11 protein-coding genes are annotated in these 18,081 nt (G+C 38.2%); 1 reads left to right on the forward strand and 10 read right to left on the reverse strand.

Features of this window, described 5'->3' with window-relative positions; translation table 11 throughout:
- Positions 1-9 precede the first annotated feature (9 nt).
- From C900_RS07520 to C900_RS07565, 10 genes are all read right to left on the reverse strand, one after another.
- Positions 10-699, reverse strand: coding sequence for a hypothetical protein (locus C900_RS07520; RefSeq protein ID WP_157493936.1), 690 nt, complete (start codon positions 697-699; stop codon positions 10-12).
- A gap of 236 nt (positions 700-935) precedes the next feature.
- A complete protein-coding gene (locus tag C900_RS07525) occupies positions 936-1,358 on the reverse strand; it encodes a hypothetical protein (RefSeq protein WP_040496078.1) in 423 nt (140 codons plus the stop codon).
- A 35-nt stretch (positions 1,359-1,393) separates the two neighbouring features.
- Complete coding sequence (locus C900_RS07530; RefSeq protein ID WP_009579126.1) at positions 1,394-3,757, reverse strand: ABC transporter permease; 2,364 nt, start codon at positions 3,755-3,757, stop codon at positions 1,394-1,396.
- A gap of 122 nt (positions 3,758-3,879) precedes the next feature.
- The gene (locus C900_RS07535) at positions 3,880-5,376 is read right to left on the reverse strand and encodes a serine hydrolase domain-containing protein (protein WP_040496080.1); all 1,497 of its coding nucleotides are present in this window, start codon (positions 5,374-5,376) and stop codon (positions 3,880-3,882) included.
- A gap of 52 nt (positions 5,377-5,428) precedes the next feature.
- A complete protein-coding gene (locus C900_RS07540) occupies positions 5,429-6,379 on the reverse strand; it encodes a TauD/TfdA family dioxygenase (RefSeq protein ID WP_009579128.1) in 951 nt (316 codons plus the stop codon).
- Between the two features lie 11 nt (positions 6,380-6,390).
- Positions 6,391-7,410 carry an ornithine carbamoyltransferase gene (locus C900_RS07545; protein WP_009579130.1) on the reverse strand — a complete coding sequence of 340 codons (1,020 nt, stop codon included), beginning with the start codon at positions 7,408-7,410 and terminating at the stop codon, positions 6,391-6,393.
- A gap of 12 nt (positions 7,411-7,422) precedes the next feature.
- A complete protein-coding gene (locus tag C900_RS07550) occupies positions 7,423-8,391 on the reverse strand; it encodes an ornithine cyclodeaminase (protein WP_009579132.1) in 969 nt (322 codons plus the stop codon).
- 38 nt (positions 8,392-8,429) lie between these two features.
- The gene (gene sbnA / locus C900_RS07555) at positions 8,430-9,413 is read right to left on the reverse strand and encodes a 2,3-diaminopropionate biosynthesis protein SbnA (RefSeq protein ID WP_009579133.1); all 984 of its coding nucleotides are present in this window, start codon (positions 9,411-9,413) and stop codon (positions 8,430-8,432) included.
- Between the two features lie 152 nt (positions 9,414-9,565).
- The gene (locus C900_RS07560) at positions 9,566-15,937 is read right to left on the reverse strand and encodes a non-ribosomal peptide synthetase (protein ID WP_185113959.1); all 6,372 of its coding nucleotides are present in this window, start codon (positions 15,935-15,937) and stop codon (positions 9,566-9,568) included.
- Positions 15,938-15,996: 59 nt separating this feature from the next.
- Complete coding sequence (locus tag C900_RS07565) at positions 15,997-16,515, reverse strand: UpxY family transcription antiterminator (protein ID WP_157493937.1); 519 nt, start codon at positions 16,513-16,515, stop codon at positions 15,997-15,999.
- Positions 16,516-16,877: 362 nt separating this feature from the next.
- Here C900_RS07565 and C900_RS07570 point away from each other — a divergent pair, with 362 nt between their 5' ends.
- The gene (locus C900_RS07570; RefSeq protein WP_157493938.1) at positions 16,878-17,942 is read left to right on the forward strand and encodes a glycosyltransferase family 4 protein; all 1,065 of its coding nucleotides are present in this window, start codon (positions 16,878-16,880) and stop codon (positions 17,940-17,942) included.
- Positions 17,943-18,081: the final 139 nt, after the last annotated feature.

Here is an 18,081-nt window from a genome sequence, read left to right on the forward strand (position 1 = left end):
GCAGAATACTCAGTCCACTGTCATGCCAGCTTTGGCTATTCGGTGCAGATATTCTCCCGTAGACGAAACATTGATGCTAGGCAATTCAAAAATTGAATCATTTAACGAGACATTGTTAGTCCAATTTATCATGTTATTGTTGGTGCCGTCAGAGCTAACTTCCTTGGTGGGAAATATTATACCTATGTTGCTAAAGCCTATGAGGTCATTGACAATTCTGCCCTGGCTCTCACCGGTAAATTCATCTATATTTGGATAATCCAATCTAGCCATAAGGTAGGTATCTTTGTCTACGTACCAAAATGATTCTATACCAAATCGGTCAATCACTTTAAATTTATGACACGGTCGGGTTTCAATATGTACGTCTCCCTGATACTCAATTCTCAAGTCGATATCCTTATATTTGCGCCATTCGTCTATCCAATGTTCTGCCCAACTTATCATTTCATTAGTTTTTTTCTGATGAGCGGGAAACACACCTTTATTTGGCAAATATACCCAACCTTCTCCCCCATTTGTGGCGATTGTAAAGAGCAAAACGTTATTGTTATCAAAAATGTCAAATCTAATTTTAGCTGGTCTTTTGAAAGTCACTACCGAAATTTCTTGTACTTCACTATTGGAGGCTCTTACATACTTGGAAACATGTGTTTTAATAGAAGCAATGGCCGAGTCTCCTCCCGAGCCTTCAGTCATTTTTTTTACCAGATTGTCAACGTCAAATGATCCCTTGTGTCTATAATCACAGGTTGATACCAACAAAAATATAATTAAGGAAATAAAAAGGAACTTCATGAAATTCTTGAATGTGGCCAAAATCAGCACTAAAATGTAAACCAATCCTTTAAGACCGGCTAGAAGGAACGTGTTTGTGCATTTGAGGATATAATGTTATTAGCAAGTTACAGGGTGAGATATCATTAAGCAGAATATCATTTGTCTATCATAAAAGCACTAGTCATCAACAGACCGTTTATCCTACCCGTATAATATAAGGTGTCATTAGAAAAACTGTAGGTAAATAATCGTTTTGTATCATTATCATAGTCAAAAATTGCGGTATCACTTTTAAGGTAAAATACCCCTTTTGTCTCTTTACCATTCAAAATATCCGTAAAAGATCCATCTGCATTATTTATAGACACTAATGAGACACCTGCATCTTCGGGTGTAATACGGCTGGTGTCTCCCTTCTCATAGGAAATCAGGCTTACAAGTTTCCACTTGCCGACCATATATTCGGGTACCTGAAGTTTTTGTGCTTCAGGTACGCCACTTTTCGAGTCATTGGCCACTTGCCTCTGTTCTGATGTACAGCATGCTAAAACCAATATTATCATCAAATATTTTTTCATTGCTTTTGTATTTGGCAGTTGATTCAATAATAGCGTTACTCCCTTCTGAGCGCCTCAGCAGGATTAATCGAAAGTACCTTAAGGATCTGAATACTGGATGCTATTAACATGAGCACAAATGACAACAGTGCCGCAAGAATAAAATACCAGGGTTCAAGTTCAACTCTGACAGCATAGCTATCCAGCCAATTACTCATTAAAACATAGCTAACAGGAAATGCGATGAGCAGTGCCACCAACAAAAGCTTCACAATATTTTTATATAGCAAACTAACAACCTGAAAACTACTGGCCCCTAAAACTTTCCTCATGCTGATTTCTTTCTTTTTCTTATGAACAGTAAAAGCTGTTAATCCAAAAAGTCCTAAAAGGGAGATAATTATGGCCAAACCGGCAAAATACCTGGAGAGTATGGCCATTCTCTTCTCTCCTGAATAAAGCCGTTGAAAATCTTGATCCATAAAGTTGTATACAAAGATACCTTCAGGATTAAATTTTGCATAAATCTGCTTGATAGAGGCGATCGTATTGTTCATACCCTTCCCACTGACCTTAACAATAGCAGTATTCATCCTTGACGGATTTCGCATCATAAATAATGGCTTTACCTTACCTTCATGAATTGACTCGAAGTAAAAATTCCTTACCACACCTACAACTTCATACTGGTCGTTCCAAATTTGGACTATCGTACCTACTGGATCAGAACCGAGATTCATAATATCAATAGCAGACTCATTGAAGATTACTTCTTTTTTTTGTGAACTGAATTTCTCTGAAAACGGTCGTCCGGCTACCATCTCCATACCCATAAGTTCTATAAGGTCATAATCAACAAGGCGATAGTTTACATTAATTAGCTCTTCAGGATCTTTGCCAGGCCAATCAATATGACCCGTTGAACCATCCGGGCCAAAGAAGCCACTCCTCTTAGATAGAAAGAAGGCACTTGAACTGCCTTCTACATTAGGCAACTTTTTCAGTTCATTTAAAAAAGCTTCTCGTTGATCATACAGTTTTTCTCCAAAATCAAAATAAATGATATGGTCTTTATTATAGCCCATATTGCGGTTTTGTATCATTTCAAACTGGTGGTATATAACCAATGTAGCTACAATTAGGATAACTGATATGACAAACTGTGTAGATACCAAACCTTTCCTCACTAACTGTTCCCTTGGAGAATTACTGGATTCAGACGAAGAACCAGTAGGTTTGAAGCTGGAAATATAGAAAGCAGGATAAACTCCTGACAATATTCCAGTGAGTAGAGTTATAGTAACAAAAGTAGCTACCATATCAAAACTCCAATTTAGTTCTATTTGTTTATTTGCCATTTCGTTAAATGACGGTAACAGCAAAGAAACCAGAGCCAGAGAAACAAATAGGGCTATGAAAGCCAATGCAGTCGATTCTCCTATATGCTGAACGATAATTGACTTTCTTTTTGCACCCAATATTTTTTTCACACATACTTCTTTTATCCTATTGGAAGCAAGTGCTGTGGACAAGCTAACGAAATTTATACACGCGATTAAAAGAATAACTATCCCAATAATAGAAAATATCCTGATATACTCGATTCTACCACCACTTTGTATTCCATCCTCATAATTACCATACAGATAACCATCAGAAAATGGCCTGGCAAAAATTTTTGCACTTTCCGTATCGATGCCCATCACCATCATAAAATCGGCCAATTGTTTGTCAAATTGGTCGATAGCTGTGCCTTGGTTTAAGGTAAAATAAGTATTCGCCATCATTTCATCCCAACTGATTTCGTATCCTGTATGCTTTTCAAACTGACGAAGGGGCAATATAAAGTCAAATTGCAATGAAGAATTACCCGGTACACGCTCAAAAACTCCAGCCACATTGAATTGTTCCTTTTCATCAAATTCTATGGTTTTACCTAAAATGTTCTCACTTCCCCCAAAAAGCTTCATTGCCAATTCTTCAGAAATCACAATATTTTCCTGTCCGACCAAAATGTCCTTTGATTGACCTTCTATTAAATCAAAACTAAATATGTCAAAGAAGCTCTCTCCTGCGTAGATACCATCCGCTTTAAACCCATTCTTGTCTACGGCGAGCGTGTTCATTTTGAGAGAGTGCATGACTGCCACGGCATCTTCCACAGCAGAAAAATCCTCCTGCAACACCTCTGCTAATATTCCTGGAGTAGCTGTTGTAGTTTGAAATGATCCATTTCTATTTATAGAGAGCATGACCTGATACAGACGGCTATCGTTTTCATGAAATTTATCTACAAGCATCTCATCTCTCACCCATAGGTAGATCAATAACGTACATGCCAGCCCGCTCGAAAGCCCTATTAGATTGATAATAAAACTGATCCTGGATCTTTTAATACTTCTGAAAAATACCTTCAACATAAATAGTTCATTTTTTAATATTCTAAATTTAATGACTTAAACAATGCTGTGCATTATTTCTTTTGAATTTTTTCTTTCGATATTTCTTCCAAAACCAGAAATGCTGTGCTTATAAAAACCACTTATTCTTTCAATACGGCTTCTTCCTTTTTCAATTGTTCCCTACACTGTGCAATCAACTCTTCTATGTCAGAGCTGGACATATCATCCAATTCTAAGGCTTTTTCAAAATCTACAAGTGCCTCTTTAAACTTGTGATTTTTCATCATAGCCTTTCCATGCAACACGTAGATCCTTTGATCTTCTTGAGACCGGGATATTATTTCGCCGGATATATAGGCTGAAAATTCAGAGTTTTCGTTAAGGAACAGTTCACTTAGTTCCTCCAACTCATACTTGGAAATGTCATTCTGGATACGGTTACGTAGGTAATTCAAAGCTGCCATATACCCTTGCTCATTGTACATATTTAACGTAGCCAACACTTCGTTGGGATATTGGGTGATGTCTTCTTCTTTAATATCAAAAATAAGCTCCTGTAAAATACCTCTAATTTTATCACCCTGAACTCCATTCGAAAAGAAGACAAAACCGGCGTCTCGGGTTACATTATAACCTCCAAAACCCTTAAACGCTCCATTGTCTCCGTATTGATACACAATGGTATCTCCTGCCTGATCTATAAAAAAAGCGAATCCTGGACCATACTTATGAATATTTCCGGCTGGATCTTCACCCATATAAATACCGCCACCTGTTAAATGATTAAGGCGTTCCTTTGAAAGATAGTCACCTCCGAATATACCTATCAAAACCTGGCCGTAGTCCTTGGCTGTAGTACTGATCCTTCCTGCAATATCCACATCTTTATTTTTATGTTTAGCCTGGGGTTTTTTAAATGAATCATGGCCTACGCTATAATTTCGCAGTGCCCGGTTATTTTTAAATGTAGTGAAGGTACTTTTTAATTTCAGTGGATCATACACCAAATCTTCCATATAGCTTTCAATACTCTTGCCTAATAACTTCGCCACTACCTCTGCTAAATACATATAGCCTTCGCCTGAATAAATATGAGCTTCTCCAGGCTCTGTTAGAATCTCCAGAGTATCGGGATTGTTATAATACTGCCAGTTTTCTATCCCTGAAGAATGTGTGAGAACCATATAACCTGTTATCTTCAGATATCGGTCATCATGCTTCAATCGAGGGTGTTCCAAATAATGATATAGCGGGGTATCTAAATTCAGAATTCCCTGATCCACGAGTCGATGTACCGCAAAAACAAAGAAACTTTTGGAGAGCGAACAGCCCTCAAATACTGTCTTTTTGTTCACTTTCCCCTTAGGCTTAAATTCACCGTTTCTTATTTCTTTATATTCTTTATATCCATAAGTATTGAAAAAAACCACTTCATTCCGGTCAATCACTGCTAAAGAAAGTCCTGGTATTTCTGCCTTGTCAATAATTTCCTCCACCTTAGCATTGAATTCCTTAACATCAATCTTTCGGTTTTCAACCTGAAATGATTTATTGAAAATCTGAGCTGAAATAGAGGTGACAGTGGCAAACTGAAATACAGTACAACTAATGATCAAAGAGAGTTTGAACTTATTCATTCGACTATACAAATTTAAATTAAAATTTCGGTCAATGGTTTTCGGACCATTTCTATAGAGACATTGCTACCAAAACTGAGCGGTTTCCGGTATAAGGACTTCGTCCATGACTTACCAATTCGTTATCCACCAATAATAGCTCATTTTTGTTCCACTTAGGCGCAATGGTTACCTTGTCAATGGTTGCAATGATCTCTTTCACCATTGATTCTGCTATTTCACTGCCATCACCATACGTCACATATGTAGGATACTCATCGGGTAACTGATACATTACAGATAGCATTTTATAAAGCTTGTCTCCTAACTGGCAAGGATGAAACTGGTCGATTTGATTAAACCAGATTTTCTCACCAGTGGTTCTGTGGGTTATAATTCCCTTTCTGCTTTGTCTCAATCGAATTTCATCATATTTCGACCACTCAAATTCAATTGACAATTTTCTGCAAAGTTTTTCAACTTCCTCTTTCGATTCAGTTTCAAAGGTATCCTGCCAGGATGGACCTATACCCTGGCCGGCATGAAGATTTCGGATGTAAGTCACACCTTTGCTCTCTACCTGCCTCACAATATTGGGATTCATATTTTGCAATATTTCTCTACTATCGGCCAACAAGGTTTCCCCACCGGACTCTGCCGGCTGGATGCAGCTAAAAAAGAGCCTGTTCGGCCATTTAGCAGAATATGATAATTCATTATGCATTGTAATCTTCTGATCCTGATTGTATTCTGTGGAAGTGTATACTTTATCTGATAATTTCGTTCTGGGTGAATTACCATCGATGTAGTTCAAAAACTTCTCGCCTATGGAATCCACTATGTATTGAAAATCTTCCTTAGATTCAATTCTCACTCCAGTAAATTTTATAGCTCCACGCTTACGTAGTAAAGTTTCCACTTCATCCTTATTTGCGGTATAAAAAGAAACGAAACTCTCTGAATTTACAGCACCAAGTTCAATAACCTTGAGTTCTTTTGCTGATAAGTACTTTGCTACCTCCATCCTGTTTTATGTTATTGTTTATATAAATGGTATAAAATGGCTTTTTGTGCATGCAGCCGATTTTCTGCTTCATCATACAGTATGGAGTCTGGTCGATCTATGACTTCAGTTGTAGCTTGTTCACCACGAATAATAGGCAGACAATTCATAAACAAAGCACCTTTATTAGCCACTTTGAAATGTCTTTCGGAAACGGTCCAGTACGGCCTCACTTTATTTCTTAATTTGTATTCTTCTTCTTTAGGTATATACATGGCCTTCCAGCTTTTGGCATAGATAACATCTGCATTTTCACTGGCCTCCATGAGGTCATTACTAAATGACAGGTGACCTCCTGAAGCGCCTATTTTTGCCTGGGCGTATTCTACATATTCTTTATCAAGATCGAAGCCTTTCGGATGGGCAAAAGTTACATTCATCCCCAACATCGAAGCAGCGGATAGCATAGAATGTGGTACTCCAGGTGATTTTTGTCTCTCAGCATATGCCCAGGTAAACACCAATTTTTTCTTTTTATACTCAGGACCAAATTTTTCTTTTAGTGTAAATAGGTCTGCCATCACCTGACATGGATGGTCTTTATCGTCCAGGGCGCTTATGATAGGTATGTTAGCATACCTGGAGATCAATTTAAGGTTTTCTCTACCTTGTCCATACTGATCCATATCATATAGCCTAACAATGAGACCATCCAAAAACCTCCCCAGTACGGCAGACGTATCCTTGATGTTTTCATGATTAGAAAGCTGCAGGTCTGCGGTACTCAAATGTTCGGCAAATCCGCCCATCTGACGGATACCCACCTGAAATGACACTCTGGTGCGCGTAGAAGCACTCCCAAAGAGCAAACCAAAGTGTTTGTTAGAAAGTACCTTCGTCACATCCAACTCACCTTTTTTTATCTTTTCTGTAAGCTCAATGATGTATAGGAGTTCTTCATGGCTAAAATCACGAATATCCAAAAAATTACGTGGTTTATCTATTTTTTTTTCTGAGGCCTGATTTGCTGGTATTGCTGTAGCAGTATCCATAGTTTTAATTAATTAGTCTAAAATTAAGCAAGAATTGTTATGTTGCGCTTTGATGCAATAATGTTGTGACATAGCAATATCAAATATAGCCATGCCCATAGGGTTAAACATGATTGCCTGGCTTTCACTTAATGATGAGATCCAATCAACATCTAACCAATCGAGAATAGAGCGCACACCCTCCTGTCTCAGTCCCTGCTCCAAATAAAATTGCTGTATATCAGTATTTTCCCTACACACTTCGTCCCAATCATCCACCGTCATAGCCTCTTTAAACCAGTGAAATGTTTCTGCTTTGTAATCTCTCAGAGATACATTCAAGTGAAGAGAACCGGGCTTCGGCTGTTTGTTTATATATCGATCGCTAGACACTGTACAGGTAATAAAAACATCGGATGAATTATATGCTTTTTCCCAGCTATCCACAATTTCGACTTTATCCTTAATCTCCCGCGGTATTTTGTCCACGTCTACTCCTTTGATATCATGTAGTAGCACTTTATTACAGGTCTCTGCGAGAATATGCGCACACATACTTAAATGATATTGACCAATAGGGCCAAAACCAACAATACCAAGGGTGATGTTATCCCTTCTTCTTCGACTTAAATACTGTTTTAAAACAAAACCACTCACTGAGGCCGTTCTGATAGAGGAAATGGCGCTACTATTTAAAATACCTACAGGCTCCCCTGTATCCGCATCATTTAGTATCACTACACAATGAGCGCGCGGTTTTCCATTATTAATATTGTCCGGAAAGCTGGATATCCATTTTATGCCTGATCTGTTGATATTACCTCCGATAAAGGCCGGCATAGCAATAATTCGGTTTTTTAGGTTGCGGTATCTCAGATAAGGCTTGACGGGCTGAGAATATTCGTCCTCCTTCATGCATTTTACAGATTCTTCTATGATGTTGATATTTTCTGACCAATTAAGGTCCATTTGTTTTATATCCTTATCACTTATGTAGATCATATTTTTCCTTGTTTATTAATTTTTTGATCATTCTTGCTTTACGGAGTCACTATATATTCTTCATCTATCATTGGTTTTTTTATCTTTTCGCACCATTCATCATTGTAAATAGTAGCAATATATCGCTCTCCTCTATCTGCAAATACACACATTACATTCACAGGTTCATTAATCTCTTTATTGCTGAAATATTTCTGAATAGCGGCATACACTGAACCAGAGGAACCTCCCGCAAATAGATTGTGCTGCTCCAGTAAATCTCGACAAGACTGTAGTGTCTCATATTCACTTACTAACACCACTTCATCTATTAGTGCATCATCCAGAATTTTGGGCCTTATGCTAGATCCTATACCTGGTATGTATCGTTTCCTGGGAGTATCTCCAAAAATTACCGATCCATAAATATCCACAGCAATAATTTTCGCTTCCGGATTTTCCTTTTTCACTCTCCTGGATACTCCGGTAATAGTGCCTCCGGAACTCACTCCCATAAATACATATTCAACTTGCTGTCCTGGAGCCTCCTGGCATATCTCCTTTCCCAGCGAAGCATAATAGGCTTCAGCATTTAAAGGATTAGCATACTGGTTTACCCAATAAAGATTGGGATTTTCTGATAGAAGGTGTTCTATTTTTCTGATCCGGTTCAGCAGGTAGCCTCCATATTCATCAGGCTCGGAAATTTTAATGAGTTCAGCCCCTTGAAGTTTTATGAGCATCTCGTTTACAGGTAAAGTATTTTGATCAATCACACAGATGAATTTCAGGTTATGGGAGCGTGCGTGGGCAGATAACGCTACACCGAAATTCCCGGATGATGACTCTATCAACACGGTATCTTTGTTAAATATACCTTCATTTACAGCTCTGTTTATGATATAGCAAGCAGCCCTGTCTTTTACACTACCAGTAGGATTATAATACTCCAGCTTGGCATAGACAGTTATATTGGGCTTCCCCTTGAGCTTCAATGCCACCAGAGGTGTGTTTCCTACTTTATTGAGTATTTTAGACAGCATCAGATTCGATTTTATTTTGAGTTAGAGATTTATTCTCAATTAGTTACAACTACTACCCGGCTTTGCTGTAGATCTTTTCATGATCTTTACCTTAGGGAACAATAGTAACATCGCTGGTTAATAGCTTCATTTTATCATGCTTTCTATGAAGCCTATTCAAATAGCGCCTTAAGCTCTTCTTCATTCAGGTTGACTTCTTCAAAGTCTGAAGGTGTAAAATACACATCATGCTGATCCTTGAGATAGGACAAGACTTCCAAAAGTTTTTTAGTGAAAAGATCGGCCAGGCCACAGATGCGATGCGCCTGGAATGCAGCAGAATTATAATTGATCTCCATCCGAAATTTACCAGACAAAACCATTGCATTTAATTCAAGTTTAACGGTAAGGTCATTATCCGGGTCAGTTTCTGCACCGGTCTGCTCGTTGTTGAATGTCAATAATTCATTATCCAACTCTCTCTCAAATTGTCCGAGATAATTGAACCTGATCTCTGAAATTCTATGTTGGCGATCAGCATGTGAGAATTGTTCCATCCCATATCCGATACCATTATTTGGCACATTTCTCAGGGTTTCTTTTACGAATTTTATTAGTAGATCGATTTCGTTTTTATACTCTAAACGTACCGGATATATAGATGTAAACCAGCCAAGTGTTCTTGATACATCGGGACCTTTCAGGTGCCTTCCATGGTTTTCCATCTCTATAAAAAAATCTGTTTGATCCGTCCATTCATTTAAAGCCAGTACAAGTGCCACATTTAAGAGTATTGGAACATCTGTATTATAAGCTGAATGAGCATCTTTTAGTAAAAAGTTGGTCGTATCAGGCTCCAGATTCACCGTCACTTTTCTCAGGTTTTTAGCTGACCAATCTTCGGTCTGAATGTCCAATGGAAGCCTGTATTTCTCACTCTCAATTCCGGCCCAGTATGACTGGTCCATTTTGCCTATACCTTTATTCTGCCTCAAATACTCGCTCCATTCCTTGTAAGATGTCGTCTTGTGAGGCAATGCCCATGTATCTCCATTTTTTAGAGCCATATAAGCTCGATGCAAATCTTCCATTAAGATTCGCCACGAAATTCCATCCATGATTAGGTGATGAGCCGTGATTAAGAGATATTCAGTTCCATCCTTACAAATCAATGCCGCTTTGATTAATAGACCTTCAGACAAACAAAATGATGCTTTTATCTCACTACAAGCTTCCTCAATGCTCTTACTTTGGGTCACCATTATTTCGGGAATAGTAAATCTTGTTTCCAGATGGTTTTCATTATAGAAGAAGGTGCGTTTCTTCTGATTAAAGTTTATGCGCAATGTATCATGATGTCTTATCAGCTTCTCAAAAGCTTTTTGTAGCTGCAAAATGTCCAATGATTGGTTAACTCTGAAAAGTACTGACTGATTGTAGTAGTGAGGGTTTACAAGTTGTTGTCCTAGAAACCAATTCTGGATTGGAGTAGGCTCAAATTCTCCGGAGACCGGTCCCTGCTCATATTGCTGCTCTTGCTTCACATACTTTACAAATCTACTGATATTTTTTATTGTATGATAGGTCAGAATATCCTTTACTTTTACATGGTAGCCTTGTTCAAAAAGCCTATTTGAAATCTGTACTGCCTTTATGGAATCTCCACCTAGTTCAAAAAAATTATCTTTTACATCTATATCAGTCAAGTTGAGTAGTTTCCTCCATTCTCTTAGTAAGATTTCCTCAACTTCGTTCTGCGCTGATTCCCTTTGTCGCTCAAGTTGCTTCGGGGCTATTTGCCTAAGCAACCCAGTATCTATTTTGCCATTTCGGGTAAGGGGCATATTTCCAACCCGGATAAATTGTGCAGGCACCATATAATGAGGCAACTTTGTAGCCAGATACTCCTTAAGATCGTCTTCAATAGACTCATCTTCAGACTTTTCATAATATGCTGTTATATGGCCTGTACGTTTGTCGAAAAGTACCACCGCCCTATGCACATCCTCATGGCGGACGAGTTGATTTTCTATTTCAGACAACTCTACACGATAGCCTTTAATTTTCACCTGCTGATCATCCCTGCCTATATATTCTATGTTACCATTAGAAAGTCTTCTCGCCTTATCGCCAGTTTTATACATTAATTTACCCGGGTCATAAGGGTTTTTCACAAACTTTTCAGTGGTGAGCTGATCTTGATACAGATATTCTCTTGCGAGGCCTTCTCCGGCAACATACAATTCACCTGCTACATTTACGGGCACTGGTTTCAGGTATTCATCCAATAGGTATACCTGTGTGTTGGCTATTGGTCTGCCTATCGGCACACTGATGCCCTGATCCTCAGGATCAAATTTGTATATCATACACCCCACTGTGGCTTCGGTAGGTCCATACTCATTGTATATCTGCAACTCACCGTTCATCATATGATACACCCCTTGTACCAGCTCAGTTTCAAGATTTTCCCCTCCAAGAATCAATACTTTTATTTTGATCTCAGGTGACAGCAAATTATTATTCTTGAGGAGCTTTAGGTGCGAAGGAGTAAGCTTAATAATATCAGCCTGATTACATCTTATCACCTTTTCTATAAGCACTTCTGATTCATCGTTCTCATATATCACTAGTTTGTTTCCAGTGATAAGAGGGGTAAAAACAGAAGTAACTGTAAGATCAAAAGAAATGGAGGAGTATAGAGCGAAAGTATATTCGTCATTGCGCAAATATTGCTCCGCTGCCCAGGTTATATAGTTATGTAAACTGCCATGCTCTATTGCTACTCCTTTTGGATGTCCGGTAGTACCTGAAGTGTAAATGATGTACGCCAGATCTTGCGGAACTACATATGTCTGCGGGACAGGTCCACAATTACCCAAAAGCTTCTCGACATGTAACACATTTATCTGAAAATCCAATTTATCATCTGAGTCAGTAATGATATACCTACTTCTGCTGTCATTAAGAATAAATTTTATCCGTTCGGCAGGCATATCTTGATCAATAGGCACATATGCTGCACCGGCACGTAAGCATCCTAGGATGGTTATTACTAGTTCAGGCGACCTAGGTAAACAAATGCTTACCAGATCGCCTTTGCAAACTCCGCTATTTAATAACGTTTGTGCAGCAGAGTTTACTTTAATACCCAACTCTTTATATGAAATTTCTTGTTCGTTAAATTGAATAGCAATTCTTTCCGGATTTTGTTCTACCTGTTCATCAAACAACTCATAAATAGCTTTGAAGTTTAAGTCCCTCTTTGTGGCATTGTAATCCACCATAAATTGCTGATATTCCCTGTCACTTATTGGAGATAAATTACCAATTTTTATTTTAGGATTGGTTACAGCCCTTTGCAATAGCTGTTCAAAGCTCCGGGCCATTCTCAAAATAGTATCCTCACTAAACAATTTTGATGAATATTCAAGAGAGAAAAGAGCACCTTCATCATTCTCCGTCACTTCCATTGAAATATCAAACTTAGAAAACCCCGGATCAAACGAAAACCTTGAAATCTCCAGATCAGCTATATTTCGAACACCAATTCCGGAGTCCTGGTACAAAAACATCGTATCAAAAAGAGGATTTCTACCTGCTTTGGCCTTAATGTCTAGTAAATTTATTAAATCATCAAATGCCAGATCCTGATGATCAAAGGCTTCACTTAGTTTACCAAAAGTTTGCCTCACGGCATCCCTAAAGGTAATTGAGTCAGTAAGCGAATTCCTGATGGCGAGAGTATTCACAAACATGCCGAGGGTTCGTTCCAGATCAGGGTGTCTTCTGCCTAAAACAGGTATGCCGATTACAATATCCTTCTGACCAGAATATTTGGAAAGTAATACGTTGTACAAAGTAAAATAAACAGTATGTGGAGAAACCTCCAGCTCCTGAGATAGGTGGCGAAGTCTTTCCACTAATTCTTTTTTGAGGACAAAATTCTTTCGCTTACCAATAGTAGTCAAAACAGCCGGACGAGGGTAGTCTAGAGGAAGTTCCAAAGTAGGAATACCATCAGAAAAAAGTTTGGCCCAGTAGGCGCTTTGACTTTCATTTTTTATAACATCATACTCCCAAATCGCAAAGTCACTATAGGATGCACCCGTTGGCGGCAGTTCACCACCACTATAAAGCGTTAAAAGCTCGTTAATAAACCAATAGGCTGACTGCCCATCCATAATAACATGATGAAAATCCAGAAACAAAAGACACTCCTTTTTATCCTCCAGCAAATAAAATCGAAACAAAGATCCATATGTTAAATCAAAGGGTTTTATCAATTTTCTCAGCTTAATACTCCATTCTTCCCGCCTACATGCAGTCCGGCTGATTTTCGCCTCAGCAGTGTCTGCCACTCTAAAAACGGGCTCCCCGTCTCCTGCCTTATGAAAAGTCATGCGTAGCGAGTCATGCCGTAGCACTAAGTTCTGCAGACTTTGCTGCAGTTTGTCTACATCCAGCTTTCCCTTTAGTATTATGCCCATTGGCACATTATAAGCGATGGATTCAGGGTCTATCTTTGAAGCATAGTAAAGTCTCTTCTGCAATGAGGTAACTGGGTAGAAATCGGCCTTTGGTGCCTGATGAATTGATTTGTATTGCCTCTCCGCAAAATTATCTATTACAGCAGCGAGCCTTCTTACGGTAGAAAATTCGTACAGTTCTCTTATGGAGATGTCCACATGAAACTCCTGCTGCATCTTCATGATCAGGGCTATTGCTTTAATCGAATTTCCACCCGCCTGAAAAAACTTTCTTTCTACACCTACTTTTTTTGTTTGCAGTACTTCTTCCCAAATCTCTTGTAGCTTTTTCTCGATTTGATTCTGCGGAAGCGCATTACTATACTCATACTCCGATGTCAGCAACTTATCAAATTCTTCACTTATCTCTTCAAAATCACCACATCTATATTTCTCCAAAAGCTTAAAACGCTGAAGTTTACCACTGGTAGTACGCGGAATATCTTTTACGGGAATTACTTTGTTTATATCAATGCCAAATTTTTCATTTATAAGTTCTTTAAGCTTTATAGCTGTACGAACTAATTTACTTAAAACTCCCCGATTAAATACAAATGCAATCACCTCTTCCAAGTCAAGCTGGTCGTTAAAACAAGCTGTCACCGCTATTTTATTCAACTCGATTCCTTCTATTGATTCCGCCTCTTTTTCAATATCATAGGGATAATAATTTTGTCCGTTGATAAAAATGATATCTTTCTTTCTGCCAGTAATATAAAGAGCACCATCCTTTATAAAACCCAAGTCCCCGGTATCAAGCCAGCCTCCTCTCTTTATTACCGCTTTAGTGGCAACGGGATTATTATAATACTCAGAAGTAACGTTAGCTCCTTTTATCTGAATGTGCCCAATCACCTGCTCTTCTACTTCCTGATCCATATTCACAATTCTTACAGAGCAATAGTCAATAGGGGAACCAACATTTACGATTTTTATACCATTATTTGCTTCATTCACTATAACCTGATCACCAGGACTTAACTGTTCTCTATTGAGGGCAAGTGACAGTACTTCATTTTCCAAACCTGAGATAGATACAGCCACTGAGGCCTCAGCGAGGCCATAAACCGGACAAATAGCGGTCTGTTTTAGACCATACGCACTCAATCTATCGTTGAACTCCTGGCATAGTGTAACCGAGATTGGTTCAGCACCGTTGTATATAATCCTGATTTTAGACAAATCCCATGCATTATCCTCTTCCTTAAGGTATTTCAGTAGATAACGATAACCAAAATTTGGTGAGCAAAGAATACTTATATTGTGTTCTGATGCCTTCTCCATCCATAGTTTAGGATGTCGAACAAAAAGGTTCGTAGGCATAAGATATTGATTTATGTTGCTGAACATAGGATTAAGATGAAAGCCGATCATTCCCATATCATGGGTCAGTGGCATCCAACTCAGCATAGAGTCTTTTTCCGAATATGCAGCCGCCTGACTAATGGCTGTCATATTGGCAATAAGATTGGTGTGGGTCAAAACTACCCCTTTAGGATCGCCTGTAGAGCCAGACGAGAACTGCAAAAATGCAATATCCTGAGGCTGTACAGAGGAGTCTACCTTACCTGGTACTTCTTCCGCTAGTGCTTCACTAATGTAAAGAATCCTATCTTCCAACTTCTTAGAGACTTGGTCATACCGATTACTGGCATAGAAGGCAAGTGGTTCCCAATCATAGGGACAGATAACAAGCCATGGATTATTCAAAATTTTAATAACCTGGCAAAACTTTTCTTTGTGATCGTCCTTTTTGGCAAGCGATAATGGAACAGGTATTATACCTCCCAGAAGACAGGCCCAAAAAATGACTAAAAACTCTTGGTTATTCTCTACTTGTATCACAAGTTCATCCCCTTTCCTCAGACCTTTGACCTGTAGGTAATTCAGAGCTTTTAGAGCGCGGGCATACAATGCTCCATAGGAAATAAATTCTTCCTTGTTATGACCACTAATAAATGTGATGCCTTTATCGGAATATATACTCCTTAGTCTTATTAGTTCGACTAATGTCATAAATTTCATCCGGTCAAAAACGAATGTTAGAATGATTAGTTGATTCGGTTGGTTGGTAATTACACATGAGCAAAAACCTGCTCTACGCAACCAGGGGATACTTTTACTGAGACACTTTGCATAAGCGACTCCAGATATACGATCAGTTTTTTCTTTCCGGGTTTACTTACAAGCCTGCCGGTAAGGCCAGCTAGCGGGCCGCTTTTTACTGTTACGTGGTCTCCCACACTAAAACCGTCATTACTTATTTCCGGATCAGAATCTAATAATTTTTGAATTGTCTGTATCTCATATTCCGGTACAATATCCTTTACTCCTCTTGTAGAGAGAAAACGTACAAATCCCGGCACACCAAATACTTGAAAAACCTCTTTAGGATGCAGGCATACAAAAACATAACCCGAAAACAGCGGCACACTGATCTTCTTCTTTCGATCGCTTCTTTGCACTACTTTATTATAAAGAGGCAAAAAAGCTTCTACACCTTTTCTATTCAGCTCCATATACACCTTTTTTTCAGCTTTTGGGTAGGTGTAAATCACATACCAATGTCGAGTGATGTCTACACAGTTTTTCACTTCTTCAAATTTTTTGTTCTTATTGCCAGAGACAGGGCTTCGCCACGGAAGGTTACAGTCTGTTCTTCCCGGAAATAAAGGTAAATAGAATGTCCTGATAGTTAGAATTACTAAATAAACACAAATTTGAAACAAATCAAAAAATTCAGAGCATTCCTTACATTAAATTTATCAATTACCCCTTTTGAGAAACCCGGTTTACAATTTTCAAGATTGAGGATCAAAGGAGCAAAATGAACCTTTGATCTTCATGCCATTAGAAAAAATATAATTTAGAAAAAACCATTTATTTGCTACCTTTAAAAATCAAAATGTCAAAATGAACCTTTAATTCTACAGCAAAAATAATACAGAATAGTACATTGAAGATTTTAATTATCGAAAACTCAAAAAGAAAATCGGGTGCTGAAAAAAGCATGGAACTAATATTTAACCACCCTTTAATATTAAAAAGCCATTCGGTAATTCACTTTCAATCTCGGTCACTTTTTAGGTTTATAAAGAAATTCAAGATCTTTCATCCTTTAAACGTGTGGAAGTTCTTCTATATCGTTTATCAGATAATAAAAAAAATAAAGAAGGAAAAGGTGGACATCCTTTACGCACACTCTATTCAATCGATATTATACTGTATCATTCCAAAAATGATGACCAGGATCAAGCTTATTTGGCACGTGCGAGATAACCCTCCATTCAAGCTTATCTATAAGATATCTGCCTTGATCTCAGACGAAGCTATATGCGTATCGGAGTATATTAATCGACAGGTTCCGGGACAAAACAAAAAGACGATCTATAATGCTGTGAATACTAAAGATTTTACCCCAGCATCAACAAAATCAGGACTTATACATCAAGAACTGCAGCTAAACCCGGACAAGAAGCTGGTAGCTCAGATAGGACAGTTGGTTCCTTGGAAAAATCATCCACTTTTTATTTTAGCCGCAAGGGATATTTTAAAAGAATACAAAAATGTCCATTTTCTTATAGTTGGTGAAGATCTTTTTAATGAAAATGAGAGGTATAATGATTACCTTAAAAAGCTTGTACAAAACACAGGCATGGAGTCTCACATATCTTTTCTAGGGTATAAGCATAACATTAAAGAATATATGAGGGAAATAGACATTCTCATTCACCCAGCTACAACAGAGCCTTTTGGCAGAGTACTAATAGAAGCCATGGCACTGGAAAAGCCAGTGATAGCAGTGAATTCCGGAAGTCCACCAGAAATTGTTTTAAATAACAAGACAGGTTATGTCATAAATGCAAACAATATAATCCCCCAACTAAAAGAGAAGGCTATTCAACTTCTCGCGAATGAGCATCTTATAAAATCGATGGGCAAAGCGGGAAGAATGAGAGCAGAGGATGTTTTTAATATTGATAAACACGTAATGGCAATAAGTGAGCTAGTAGAAAAATGAAAAGTAAGATGAGGTATTAAAAGAATGTTATCGAGTATGACAATGAGTAATAAATGCCAGAGCGTTTGCACTATTACTGTGGGAATCAAGTTTTATTACTCTTTAGCACTTAAAACTTCCCTCAACTCAAGAAAATGAG

This window comes from Fulvivirga imtechensis AK7 (genome assembly GCF_000331535.1).
GTDB lineage: Bacteria > Bacteroidota > Bacteroidia > Cytophagales > Cyclobacteriaceae > Fulvivirga > Fulvivirga imtechensis.

Coding starts and splice junctions, on each gene's coding strand:
- C900_RS07520 (WP_157493936.1), bottom strand. CDS start 699: ATGACTGAAGGCTCGGGAGGAGACTCGGCCATTGCTTCTATTAAAACA.
- C900_RS07525 (WP_040496078.1), bottom strand. CDS start 1,358: ATGAAAAAATATTTGATGATAATATTGGTTTTAGCATGCTGTACATCA.
- C900_RS07530 (WP_009579126.1), bottom strand. CDS start 3,757: ATGTTGAAGGTATTTTTCAGAAGTATTAAAAGATCCAGGATCAGTTTT.
- C900_RS07535 (WP_040496080.1), bottom strand. CDS start 5,376: ATGAATAAGTTCAAACTCTCTTTGATCATTAGTTGTACTGTATTTCAG.
- C900_RS07540 (WP_009579128.1), bottom strand. CDS start 6,379: ATGGAGGTAGCAAAGTACTTATCAGCAAAAGAACTCAAGGTTATTGAA.
- C900_RS07545 (WP_009579130.1), bottom strand. CDS start 7,410: ATGGATACTGCTACAGCAATACCAGCAAATCAGGCCTCAGAAAAAAAA.
- C900_RS07550 (WP_009579132.1), bottom strand. CDS start 8,391: ATGATCTACATAAGTGATAAGGATATAAAACAAATGGACCTTAATTGG.
- sbnA (WP_009579133.1), bottom strand. CDS start 9,413: ATGCTGTCTAAAATACTCAATAAAGTAGGAAACACACCTCTGGTGGCA.
- C900_RS07560 (WP_185113959.1), bottom strand. CDS start 15,937: ATGACATTAGTCGAACTAATAAGACTAAGGAGTATATATTCCGATAAA.